12 protein-coding genes are annotated in these 12,293 nt (G+C 34.4%); 6 read left to right on the top strand and 6 right to left on the bottom strand.

The window, feature by feature from the left end; all coding sequences use genetic code 11:
• The first annotated feature begins 2 nt into the window (after window positions 1-2).
• From nadA to purQ, 4 genes are read left to right on the top strand one after another with little or no spacing between them, the layout of a single operon-like run.
• Window positions 3-935 (top strand): quinolinate synthase NadA, encoded by a 933-nt coding sequence (gene nadA, locus TTHT_RS01655; RefSeq protein WP_201328304.1) that lies wholly within the window; start codon window positions 3-5, stop codon window positions 933-935.
• Entirely contained in the window at window positions 936-3,299 is a 2,364-nt protein-coding gene (locus TTHT_RS01650; RefSeq protein WP_201328303.1) for a Lon protease family protein, read from the top strand. It abuts the gene before it with no gap.
• Window positions 3,300-3,307: 8 nt separating this feature from the next.
• Window positions 3,308-3,547, top strand: a complete 240-nt coding sequence (gene purS, locus TTHT_RS01645) for a phosphoribosylformylglycinamidine synthase subunit PurS (RefSeq protein WP_201328302.1) — start codon at window positions 3,308-3,310, stop codon at window positions 3,545-3,547.
• Between the two features lies 1 nt (window position 3,548).
• Complete coding sequence (gene purQ / locus TTHT_RS01640) at window positions 3,549-4,247, top strand: phosphoribosylformylglycinamidine synthase subunit PurQ (protein ID WP_201328301.1); 699 nt, start codon at window positions 3,549-3,551, stop codon at window positions 4,245-4,247.
• On the opposite strand, the gene TTHT_RS01635 is transcribed toward purQ, so the two are convergent.
• From TTHT_RS01635 to TTHT_RS01625, 3 genes are all read right to left on the bottom strand, one after another.
• Entirely contained in the window at window positions 4,244-4,780 is a 537-nt protein-coding gene (locus TTHT_RS01635) for a methyltransferase family protein (RefSeq protein WP_201328300.1), read from the bottom strand. The two genes, purQ and TTHT_RS01635, sit on opposite strands and share 4 nt — an antisense overlap.
• A 1-nt stretch (window position 4,781) precedes the next feature.
• Window positions 4,782-5,546: a Nif3-like dinuclear metal center hexameric protein gene (locus TTHT_RS01630; RefSeq protein WP_201328299.1), complete on the bottom strand. Its 765-nt coding sequence runs from the start codon at window positions 5,544-5,546 to the stop codon at window positions 4,782-4,784.
• An 85-nt stretch (window positions 5,547-5,631) separates the two neighbouring features.
• Window positions 5,632-6,198, bottom strand: a complete 567-nt coding sequence (locus tag TTHT_RS01625; RefSeq protein ID WP_201328298.1) for a hypothetical protein — start codon at window positions 6,196-6,198, stop codon at window positions 5,632-5,634.
• A gap of 195 nt (window positions 6,199-6,393) precedes the next feature.
• On the opposite strand from TTHT_RS01625, the gene TTHT_RS01620 reads away from it, so the two are divergent.
• On the top strand, window positions 6,394-6,756 hold the full coding sequence (locus TTHT_RS01620; RefSeq protein ID WP_201328297.1) for a cytochrome c3 family protein: 363 nt from the start codon (window positions 6,394-6,396) through the stop codon (window positions 6,754-6,756).
• Window positions 6,757-6,810: 54 nt separating this feature from the next.
• Window positions 6,811-7,929, top strand: a complete 1,119-nt coding sequence (locus TTHT_RS01615; protein WP_201328296.1) for a class I SAM-dependent RNA methyltransferase — start codon at window positions 6,811-6,813, stop codon at window positions 7,927-7,929.
• A 2-nt stretch (window positions 7,930-7,931) separates the two neighbouring features.
• Here the strand turns inward: TTHT_RS01615 and TTHT_RS01610 are convergent, their stop codons facing one another.
• The 3 genes from TTHT_RS01610 to TTHT_RS01600 are packed head-to-tail and all read right to left on the bottom strand — an operon-like array spanning window position 7,932 to window position 12,241.
• Complete coding sequence (locus tag TTHT_RS01610) at window positions 7,932-9,506, bottom strand: DUF3857 domain-containing protein (protein ID WP_201328295.1); 1,575 nt, start codon at window positions 9,504-9,506, stop codon at window positions 7,932-7,934.
• Window positions 9,506-11,464: a DUF3857 domain-containing transglutaminase family protein gene (locus TTHT_RS01605; RefSeq protein ID WP_201328294.1), complete on the bottom strand. Its 1,959-nt coding sequence runs from the start codon at window positions 11,462-11,464 to the stop codon at window positions 9,506-9,508. Before TTHT_RS01605 ends, TTHT_RS01610 begins: the two co-directional genes overlap by 1 nt.
• A 39-nt stretch (window positions 11,465-11,503) precedes the next feature.
• Window positions 11,504-12,241, bottom strand: coding sequence for an SDR family NAD(P)-dependent oxidoreductase (locus TTHT_RS01600; protein WP_201328293.1), 738 nt, complete (start codon window positions 12,239-12,241; stop codon window positions 11,504-11,506).
• Window positions 12,242-12,293: the final 52 nt, after the last annotated feature.

Here is a 12,293-nt window from a genome sequence, read left to right as displayed (position 1 = left end):
GAATGGCATTTGATATAAGAAATGAGATAGAAAAACTAAAAAAAGAAAAAAATGCGGTAATTTTAGCCCACAACTATCAGGTAAAAGAGGTTCAGGAAATTGCCGACTTTGTTGGAGATTCCTTTGAACTTGCAAAGATAGGGAAAGAGGCTGACGCAGAAATAATAGTTTTTTGCGGTGTAAGGTTTATGGCTGAATCAGCAGCAATCCTCTCCCCTGAAAAGAAGGTTCTCCTTCCTGTTGAGGATGCAGGCTGCCCTCTTGCAGACACAATAAAGGCAGAAGATGTAAAGGCTTTAAAAAAAAGTTACCCTAGAATACCTGTTGTCACATATATCAACTCTTCCGTTGAGGTTAAGGCTGAGAGTGATTACTGCTGCACATCCTCAAACGCAGTTGATGTTGTAAATTCAATAGATTCAGACAAAGTTATATTTATTCCAGACTCAAACTTAGGCTCTTTTGTTCAGGAACATACAAACAAAAAACTTATTCTCTGGGATGGACACTGTACAGTTCACCACAGGGTAAATGTTGAAGATATTTTAAGAATAAAGGCAATTTACGATAACTCATTTGTTATTTGCCACCCTGAATGCAGGCCTGAAGTTGTGGAAGCCTGCGATATTGCCTGCTCAACATCAAAGATGATTGAAGAAGCAAAAAAAACCGATAAAAAAACTGTAATCTTAGTTACCGAAGAAGGAATGAGACATAGAATACAGAAAGAAGTTAAGGATAAACTAATAGTAATTGCTTCCCCTAAACTTATGTGTGTTAATATGAAAAAAACAAAATTGCAGCATGTTTACGAGGCACTGGCTTTAGAACAAACTGAAGTAAAGGTCAGCGAAGAAATAAGGGAAAAGGCTTTAATTCCTCTTAAAAGAATGTTACAAATAGGGAAAAGGCAAAAACAATTTATAGGAGCTTAAATGGAAAAACTAACCCCCAAAAACCTAAAATGGACTATCTCTTCTAAAAAACTAAACTTTAATACTACAGATGACATAACCCCAACAAGAGAAATAATTGGACAGCCTAAGGCAATGAAAGCCCTTGAATTTGGGCTTTCTATGGATGCCCCAGGGTACAACATATTTGTTACAGGCCTTTCAGGCACAGGGAAAATGACAACAATAAAAACATTTTTAGACAAATTCGCAACAGGAAAAAAAACGCCTCAAGATTTATGCTATGTGCAGAACTTTAAAAACAAACTTCAACCTAAGCTAATAAAGCTTCAGCCAGGAAAAGGGAAAAAGTTTGTTTCAGAAATGGAGAAATTTAAAAAAGAATTAGCTACAACCCTGCCTAAAATTTTTGAAAGCAATGAATACAAAGAAGGCTCTAAAAAAATTGTTTCAAAATGCAATGAATTAGAGAACAAACTTCTTCTTGAATTTGAAAAAGAGACTGCTAAAAAAGGGTTTAAAGTTGTAAAAATTGAAGGTGGGGTGAAAGCTGATGTATACCCTGTAATCAACAATAAAGTTTACCCTATTGACTCTGTTAGAAACCTTGTAGCTGAGGGAAAGTTAAAAGAAAAAGATTTACAAAAAATCTTAAAAGTAAGGGAAGAGTTAATTGATAAGCTTCAATATATTTATTCAAAAATAGAGGAGAATCAAGAAAAACTACATGCTGAACTTCTCAAATTTAACAAACAGGCCGTAATTCCCACTGTTGAAAAATTTCTTTTAAAGGTTATAGAAAAAGTTGGCAAAGAAATAGAGGAGTACACAAAAGACATTTTAAATTACTTTGAAAACAACTTCTATCAACTATTAGATTCAATTATGGATGAAGAAAAAGAAAATTTAAGCCTGAAATTAGAAGACTTTTCAGTAAACCTTATTGTTGACAACGGAAACCTTAACGGTGCTCCCATTGTTACTGAAATCTCTCCTTCAAAGCAAAATCTCTTTGGTACAATTGACTCACACTTAAGTTTTGGAAAAGAACAGGTTGTTAACTTTATGGATATCCGTCCGGGCTCAATACTTAAAGCAAACGGGGGATACCTTGTTCTCAACGCAAATGATATATTTCAGGAAGGGGTAGATGTCTGGGTAAAGCTTAAAAGAACATTAAAAAATAGCTTATTAGAAATTGAAAAAGCAGAGCAAACATTTTTACACACCGTTTCTTTAAAACCAGAACCAGTACCAATTTCATTAAAGGTAATTATTTTAGGGGATGAAAAGATTTACTATACACTTTACAAAATGGACGACGAATTTAAAAAAATCTTTAAAGTATTAAGCGAATTCTCTCCCGTAATTGACATCAATGATAAAAACCTTGAAGACTATTTAAGGGTTTTAAAAAAGATAATTGACGAAGAAAAGCTCCTGCCCTTTTCAAAAAAGGCTATTTTGCAAATACTAAACGAAAGTGTAAGGCTTTCAGGGGATAGAGAAAAGTTTACAGCAAGGTTTCACCTTATTGCAGACATTATGAGAGAGGCAAGCTTTGTCGCCAGAAGTAAAGATTCACAAATTGTAAATGAAAAGCATGTGGAAGAGGCAGTATTCAATAAAATTCACAGATACAACCTTTTTGAAGAAGAAATTCTTGAAGAAATAAACAATGGCTTCATTATGGTTGATACTGAAGGTGAAAAGGTGGGGGTTATTAACGGATTATCTGTTTATGATTATGAATTTCACTCATTTGGGAAACCAACAAGAATTACAGCGCAGGTTGCATTAGGAGATAATGGTATTGTAAACATTGAAAGAGAGGCTGAATTAAGCGGAAGCATTCACGATAAAGGTGTTTTAATACTGCAGGGATACCTTCAGGGCAAGTACGGAAAAGACTTCCCACTATCAATAAATGCGTCTATTACATTTGAACAATCTTATGGAGGGGTTGACGGAGATTCAGCATCTTCAACAGAATTATATGTTTTACTCTCCGCAATTGGGGACATTCCTCTAAAACAAAACATTGCTGTAACAGGCTCAATTAATCAGCACGGGGAAATACAGCCTGTAGGAGGGATTAACCAGAAGATAGAAGGGTTTTTCAAGGTCTGCCGGGAGAGGGGATTAACAGGAGACCAGGGAGTTATAATCCCCTATCAAAATGTCAGAAATTTAAACCTATGCCCAACTGTAATTAACGCTGTAAAAAAGGGGAAATTCCACATTTACGCAATAAAAACTGTTGACGAAGGGATTGAAATACTGACAGGACTAAAAGCAGGGGATATAAATAATCCAGACTCAGTGCACGGAATTGTTTACAATAAATTGAAAAACTTTGCTGAAAAGATGAAAAACTATAATTAGGAGAAGGTATGAAAATTCAGGTATTGGTGAGACTGAAAAATGGTGTACTTGACCCGCAAGGGAAAGCAGTTGAAAAATCTGCTTTAAAAATGGGATTTGAAGGATTTAAAAACTTTAGGATAGGGAAAATAATTGAATTTGAAAGTAATTTGCCAAAGAATAAAGCAATTGAAGAGGCAAAAAAACTTGCTGACAAACTTCTTTCAAACCCTGTAATTGAAAGTTATGAAGTAAAGGTTGAGGAGTAATATGGCTAAATTAAGATTTGGAATAATAGTTTTTCCCGGCAGTAATTGCGATTACGATGCATACCATGCAATAAACTCAGTAATGGGAGAAGAAGCATACTTTGTATGGCATGAAGATAAAGACCTTAAAAATCCAGACTGCATTATAATTCCAGGCGGGTTTTCTTATGGGGATTACTTAAGGTGCGGGGCAATGGCAAAATTCTCCCCTGCAATGGAAGAAACCGTAAACTTTGCTGAAAAAGGGGGAAAGGTAATAGGAATTTGCAACGGATTTCAGATATTAACAGAGGCAAATCTATTACCTGGTGCACTTTTAAGAAATACCAATTTGCACTTTATATGCAAAGAGGTTTACTTAAAGTGTGAAAACAGAGACCTTGTTTTTACAAATCAGATACCTGAAAGGCCTATAAAAATACCTATTGCCCATGCAGAAGGGAACTATTTTTGCGACCAGAAAACATTGAAAGAATTAAAAGAAAACAATCAAATTGTATTTAGATACTGCGACGAAAAAGGCAATGTTAACAAAGAATCAAACCCAAACGGCTCAATTGAAAACATTGCCGGAATTGTAAACAAAAATGGAAATGTTCTTGGTATGATGCCTCACCCAGAAAGGGCAATGGAAGAAATTTTAGGCAACACTGATGGTTTGTATTTCTTTAAATCCATTGTAAACAGTTTTGTAAACTAAAAGTTTTCAGGCTTCTTTTTAAAGAATAACCATAAAAGGCATTTCTTTTTAAAAGAAACTGGCGGAACTTTTTTTCTGTACTCAATATAGTCTCCATTGAATTTTTTAACACACTCCATTTCTTCAAAGGTAAAAACCATAATAATTACACTTAAGGCCTCAATTGGTGCAAGGTAGAAGATAAAATGTGGGCTTCCTAAAATAAGTGACCAGCCTATGGGAAGCAAAGCCAGACCAAATAGCATTGGATGCCTCATACAGGAATAAATTCCGGTTGTAACAAGTTTGTCTGTCTCAAGCCTTGGGGTACCCTCGCTTCTTCCTTTTTTTAATTCCCTTCCGCCAACAGATGCGGCATTAAATGCAAGCCTTATTAAAATCAAACCTACTGGAAAAGTAATAAGGTGAAAAATTGGAGAGAAAAACTGATTTTCTGATTTAACATCATGGTAAATTGAAAAAACAGCACCCCCAAATATCATTAAAAACCACCATAGAAGCCTTAACACGACTGAAACTGTGGTTTTAGGCATATCACATTCCCGTAGGTATTTCAAAAAACTTAACAGGCAAATTAAACTCTTCCTCTAAGATCTTTTCAAGCTCAAACAGGGAAAATCTCTCGGTTGCATAGTGTCCACAAAATGCAACATTCAGCTTCAACTCTTTTATTATGTGGTAAGCCACATGATTTGTTTCCCCTGTAATAAATAAGTCAATATTTTTATCCGCACATTCTTTTAAAATATCCTCAGTGGCCGCATCCCCTGAAACAACCCCCACTCTCTTTATACTTTCCTTTCCAAACTTAAAAATCCTTACCCCATAATCAAATAAATTTGAAAGCTTTTCTTTAACCTCTTCAATATTGAGTTCATTTTCAAACTCTCCAGAAAATCCAATATAATCCCCGTGATACTCTCCAAAGGGGGAAATATTTAAAAGATTAAGTCTGTTTGCAATTGTGGCATTATGCCCCAAAGTTGGATTTGCATCCATAGGCAAATGGCAGGCATAGAGGGACATATCGTTTTCAAGCAAAAACTTAAACCTCTCCTTCCAGAATGATGAAATAGGAAAAACCTTTCCCCAGAAAAAACCGTGATGAACCACAACAAAATTCATATTTTCTTTTTTTGCCTTTTCAAACAACTCTAAACATGCATCAACTCCCAAAGCAATTCCGCTTACTTCATCAGCCCCCTCAACCTGCAATCCATTCATTGAAGAGTCTTTCCACTCCTCAACCTTAAAAACAGAATTTAAAAAATCTATAACCTTATCTCTTTCAACACCCATAATAACCTCCTTTTGTTTTAAGGATAATAGATTTTTACAAATAAAAAAAGGGGGCTTTTAGCCCCCGTGCTTTTAAAGATTAACTTTAAAACTTTATTTCAACCTCACCGTAAATTGACTTATTATCTTTATCAAAAATTTTAATCTTTATTGTATCCCCTCTTTTAATTCCAGGATTCTTGAAATAAACCTTAGTTACAGCCCCTATTCTGTAACTTATACTTAAAAGATTACCTATTTTTAACCCTTCATTTCTTGCAGGGAAAAAATCAACATCTGTTTGAAACTGGTAAATACTCATCTCTGAAGGAAAAACATGCTCAGGCTCTCTGGAAAAAAGGGAAAGGTCATAGACATCTTCATTGTAATTCTTTCTCCACTCTTTATAAGAAGGCAAATGATAAATTCTCCCCTTATACTCCATTACAATAGAATTTCTGTCAATATTTGCAGTTACGCCTTTATCTGTCCCAAGATAAAGGATAAAAGGTAAATACTTCTTTTTGTTAAACTTTACCGCAACAACTGCATTTACTGCAACATTAATAGGACCATCTGTATTAATATAACTAAAGTCACCTAAATGCCTTGTTTTAGCAAAACCTGCAAATGTAAAAGCCACTGCAAGAATGATAATTAAAAGCTTTCTCATTCTGCACCTCCTTAAAATATTGGTCACCTAACATATAGCAAAATCAATGCCAATAAATTTGTAAATAAAATAAGACATAAATCACATTAATGTTTTTTACTTTTATTTTGTTATAAAATCAATTATAATTTTATAGATTTTAGTGCGTCTAATTAGTGGGTAGAAAAATGAAGATTAATCCCAAGGGAGGGAAAAATGAAAAAATTATTAGCATTGGTTGCAGTTTTGTTTACAGCAACATTTCTTTTTGCTGTAACACCTCCAACCAAAGTAACCATTGACGGTGCGAAACACAAGAAGCCTGCAGTTGAATTTCCGCACAAAGTTCACTCTGATCAGTACAAGTGTCAGGATTGCCACCACACATGGGACGGAAAGGGAACACCAGCAAAGTGCACAACATGCCACACATTAAAGGGCAAAGACAAGGCACCAAAGGCTTTTATTGCTTTTCACAGAGGGAACAAATCAAGGTCCTGCGTAATGTGCCACAAAGACCTTAAAAAGGCAGGCAAAAAGACTGGCCCAACAAAGTGCAGCGAATGCCACAAAAAGTAATTTAATTTTTTACTCAAATGTAAACCCCGAGTTTCTCGGGGTTTTTTTATTGCTATGAAAAATAGAAAAACATTAAAAATAGAGAAAATTGTATTTGGTGGGAAAGGCTTATCAAGAGTTGAAGGAAAAGTGGTTTTTGTTGATGGAGTTTTACCAGGTGAGGAAGTTGAAGTTGAACTAATTGACGGAAAGCATTTCTATACAGGAAAATTAATCTCAATTCTTACCCCTTCAAAATACAGAGTTAAAAATGACTGTCAATACACAGATTGTGGCGGTTGTGATTTTAGATTCTGTACATACAACTTTGAAATTGAATTAAAAAAACAGATGCTAATAGATACACTAAATAGAATAGGAAAAACAAAAGTAGATGAAAACAAAATAGAGTTAATTTATAAAGAAAGAAACGGTTACAGGATAAAAACAGGGTACAAGGTAAAAGGAGACAGGGTTGGCTTTTACAGAAAAAAAAGTCATAAAATTGTTGAAATTGAAAGATGTTTACAATCCCCTGAAATAGTCAACCAAACATTAAAAAAAACAAAAAATAGATTTAATGGCCATTTTTTCATAGAATGCCACCCTTTTAAAGAAGAGGTTTCTGTCTACAAAAAAGGGGAATTTGGAGAAATTTTTAAACTTAATTTCGGAAATTACATTCTCTTCCACAAAACAGGAAACTTTATTCAGGCAAATAGATTTCTTTTAAAGGATTTTGTAAAAAAAGTTTTAGAATATGCCGGCAATGGAGAAAGCCTTCTTGAATTGTATGCAGGAAGCGGGCTTTTCACAATCCCTCTATCTTTCAATTACGAAAAAGTATTTGCCTATGAAACATCAAAAGACGCTGTAAAGACAATGAATAAAAGCATTGTGGAAAATAACATTAAAAACATAAAAAGTTTTAAAACAAAATCAGAGGATTTTGAAACTAAAAACTATAATGCCGTTGTGGTTGACCCACCAAGAGAGGGGTTATCAAAAATTGTTGTTGAAAAGGTTTTAAAAATTAAGCCAGAAAAAATTATCTATATCTCATGCAATGCATCAACCTTTGCACGGGATTATTTTTATCTTTCAAAAGAATACACGCTTGAGAGAATTACCCTTATAGACAATTTCCCCGCAACAGCCCACTTTGAAATTGTGGCGCTGCTGCGGAGAATATAAAATCACTTTAAGAAAATAAGGTTATAACTATCTGAAGCAAGGGGGATTAAAAGTTTTCTCAAAGTTTCTAAATCCTTACCCTCATAAAAACCAGGCTTTAAATAAATTTCTCTTTTAACCTTTAAAACATCGCCGTTAACTGCGTAATCAATCTTACAAACCCCTGCTTTGTTTCTTACTTCCTTTGAACGGAAAACAGCGTTTACAGGTTTTGAAAACTTTATAGTGTAATTTTCAATAAATTCTATTGGATATGCAATTTCAACAAAGTTATAGTAAACAAAATAATTAAAATCAACAGGCAATGAGTTTAAAATCCATTTTGAAAATTTAATTTTATCCTCAATCTTACCGTCAACTTCACCCTCTTTAACAACAAAGCCATTTGTTTTTTCAACTATTCTGTCGGATTTTTTGTTTAAGCCAGATAAAGCAAAGTTAATCGACTCGTTACCTTCAAAATAATACTTTCCTGAAAATCCATTATCATCCTGCTCTGCATTAACAGACAACTTTGCCTTTAATGTTTTGGAAAATACCTTTTGCCTGTCAAGGTTGTAAAAAGGCATTGCCCCTCTTCTAAAAGGCCATATAATTCCATCAATTTTTACACCTAAATCCTGTACATTTAATAGAGTTTTCTCAAAAACAAACCCTGAAATTAAAAATTCTGGATTTAATCCCCTGTTTTTCAATAACCAGTAAACAAGCACAGGTTTTTCAAAATTAGTTGCATAGCCTGATTTAACAATCTCCTCAAAATCTCTGCATTTATAATTTTGAGTAGTACCACTAAGGGGAATTGTATTCAGTCTGTTTTCAACAAAATCAAATACTGAGTACATAAACCTCTTTCCTGACAGGTTTTCAACTCCCATTAACTTAATTACATTATCAAAGTTAGAATTATCAAGAGAACTAAGATAGCCTTTCATATATTTAAATGGGTCCCTAATAATTATTGCAATATAGGGAGTGTGTTCATAATAACCCTCTCCTGTTTCATTTGTATGAATAGGAACAATATTTTTAACAACAAAATTTCCTTCCCCATTTAAACTTAATTTGTTTGAAAACAACGCACAATGCCTGTTATCAACAATACTTACTTCAAGTCTTTTAACAGGAAACCTATCTCTCAAATCCTTGAAAACAACAAGCCTGTGAGGAATTTTGTCCCTTATTTCATACTCAAATTCTACAACACAATTAGGCTCAAGCCCTGTGTGAGAGACAATCTTTTCCCTTATGTGAGAAAAATCAGGTGCATTTTCAACTGAATAGGGAGAAAAGTCTAAAATTGCGTTTTCAGGTGATGGAATAACCTTTCCCTCTGAGTTATGAGTTACAGATTTTAAGACTTTAACCTCTGTATATTCAGGATTGTAGGTAAAAAACCACTCTCCTGCCCTTCTCATTCCAGTAAAGCCGTTTATTTTAATCTTTTCATAAACATGTTCAATCACTCTTCCATCTTTTAAAACGTGTATATCAATTTTTTTATTAACAATTTCAACCTGAGAGGCAAAGAGAGTAAACCCGAAAAAAAGTATTATTAAAATCCCTATCCTTTTCATTACTTACCTCCCTCAACTTCAATAAAACCCTTGCCTAACTTCTGGACTTCTCCTACAACTGTTTTTAAATCCTTCCATGCTTTTGCAGGATAAACCCTTTTTTTAAGTGAAACTGTCATTGTCTGGTAAATAGTATTATTTTCAGCTTTAAAATTAATTGATGCATCCGCAAACTTCCCTTTATATTCAAAGTGTTCAGGAATTTTTGATTTATCTTTATCAATTTTAACTGGTAGGTATATCTCTTCATCCACCTTTATTAATTTTGTGCATCTTGTGTGAACAGGATATTTCCTTTCCTTTGCAGAAACATCCAAGTGAGCAAGGTAATAATTGGCAAAATCGTTTAAAAGGTATGAAAGTGCAGGTGATTTTAAAATATACCTATCACCTTTAACAAAGGCAAAATCAGGTACTTCAAAAACAAGCTCAATTTTCATGTGCTTTGAGATATCGTAGGGGTTTTGAAATTTAACCTTTTTAATAATAGCTTGCGGGAAAGATCTAAAAACAATCCTTTTTATATAATTTTCTCCGCTATTGTCCTCAACACCCTGCATATACCTTCTAAGTCTGGCATCAGTCTGGCCTTCAGCCTCTAACTTAATTGAAACCACACATTTTCCCTTTTTATCAATCCTTGCCTTTGATGAGAGTTTGTAATAGTGTTTTTCCGGGGGAGAATAAGGGGTTGTTCTCAATGACTGTCCTTCTTTGTAGCCTATCAAATACTGCTGCTCCTGCTCTGCTGATGACCACTCTTCCCTCACCCATGGAACCCAGGTTGGGTCAAGCATCCTGAACTTTCCATCCTTCTCCCTTAAAGCAACAACACAGTGGTTAAAAAAATCTGCCGGGAAATCTTCAATCCTCGCCCCTGCCATTGTCATAGCAGGATAGGCATCAAAACCTGCTGCCCTTAAAAAGGTTATAAGCATTCCAGCTTTGTCCTTGCATACTCCCTGCCTGTCCCTGAAAGTCATCTCTGAAGGGTGAAGGGTATATCCTTCGCCCTTACCCATTGATAGCCCTGAATACCTAATGTAATGGGCAACCCAGTGGTTAAGTCTGTCTATCTTTTCTTCATCTGTCTTTGCTCCCTTAATTATCTCATCAACCTTTTTCTTTATTTCAGGGGTAACATGAAAAGCAAAATTCTCATTTATCTTGTAAAACCATTCAGACTTGTCTTTCCAGGAATGTGTGGTTGAAATAAGCAACTTTTGGCAAACATCAGAAATTTCGCCCATATAAGGTTCTCTTTTTATTGGTTCAATATCAGATTTTTTAAAAGTGTACTTCATTCCGTAGTCTGTAAACTCTGCAATAGGGGTCACCTCACCTTTAAAATACTTAAATTGAATATTCTTTTTCTCAGGCAACTCAATTGAATACTCCTTTTCAAGGATAGGAACAAATCCCTGAAAATTTACTATATCGTAAAACTCTCCCTTCATAGGCGGTTCAAACTTAGAGGAACTTCCCTTTACTTTGTTCTCTAATAAAGCATAGGAAAAACCCTGCCTCTGGATTTTGTAAACAACAATATCTCCAGGGTTTAACAATCCAAAGGGTATTGAAACCCTTGTGTTTGGCCAGTAAATCCATCTTGCAGGCTGAGGATATTGAACCACCTTTTTTAAATCAATACTCTTCTTTTTCCCATCTTTTCTCAATATGTAAGCATCTAAAACCTTAATCTCTGAGGTAAGAGGATCAAAAAACATTGACACAGTATAGAATTTTTTAGCCCCCTTCTCGCTTAAAACCTTTACTGCCTTTTCTTCATTAACGGTTGATGCCCCGCTTTGTTTTACCTTTACATATGTTTTTTGAATGAGAAAAACATAATCGTACTTTCCCTTATACTTGTCAGCCTTCTTTGATAGCTCTACCACATTGTCTGCCATAACAGGTAGCAGAAAAAACATTAGCAACAAAACAAAAACTCTTTTCATACAAATTCCCCCTATTAATATTTTCAATTTATTTTTACCTTAAAAAGAAACAATTGTTTCAAATTTATCAGGATGTTTTATCAACTTTACAAATTCTTCCCCTGTTTCTTCTGGACTTTTAAGAACACTTGCTTTTTGAAAATTAATAAACTCCTCAATTAGAGGGAAATCACTTTCAGGGGTTGAGCGTATGTCCTTTTGCATATCTGTTTCAACAATACCTGGCGCAACAGAAAAAACATATACATTTGAGTTTTCCTCTTTTAAAACCTTTGCAAACATATCCATTCCCGCCTTTGATGTACAGTATGCACTCCAGCAAACAATAGGCATTCTTCCCGCACCGGAAGAATTGTTTATTACAAATTTTTTACAATCTAATCTTCCGAAAACTTTTAAAAAAGAATTGGTTAAAAGCATTGCTGAAATCAAATTAACATTCAGGTTTTTTATTATTTCTTCAGGATTTAAACTTCCCAAAAAGCCAATAGGCTTAATAATCCCTGCATTGTTTATAAGAACACACCTGTCAAAATCCTTGTCCAATCGGGTTAGCTCTTCCTCAAAAACAGCAACTACTTTGTCTAAATCGGCTAAATCAAGGGCAAGGCTTAAAACATCACCTTTTAAGCTTTTTTTCACTTCATCAAGTTTATCTTTACTTCTTGCAATTAACAAAAAGGTATTATCTTCATTAATGAAATGTTTGTTTAAAGCACAGGCAATTGACTTCCCTATTCCCCTTGAAGCGCCTGTAATTATAAACAGGTTTTTCATAAACCCTCCTTTGCAGCATTTGTAATTATTTTACAATTTTTACAAAATAATA

Origin of the sequence: Thermotomaculum hydrothermale, from assembly GCF_016592575.1 — a bacterium.
Lineage (GTDB): Bacteria > Acidobacteriota > Holophagae > Thermotomaculales > Thermotomaculaceae > Thermotomaculum > Thermotomaculum hydrothermale.
The sequence above is the reverse complement of the archived record's forward strand: the minus strand, read 5'-3'. Positions and strand labels throughout refer to the sequence as shown.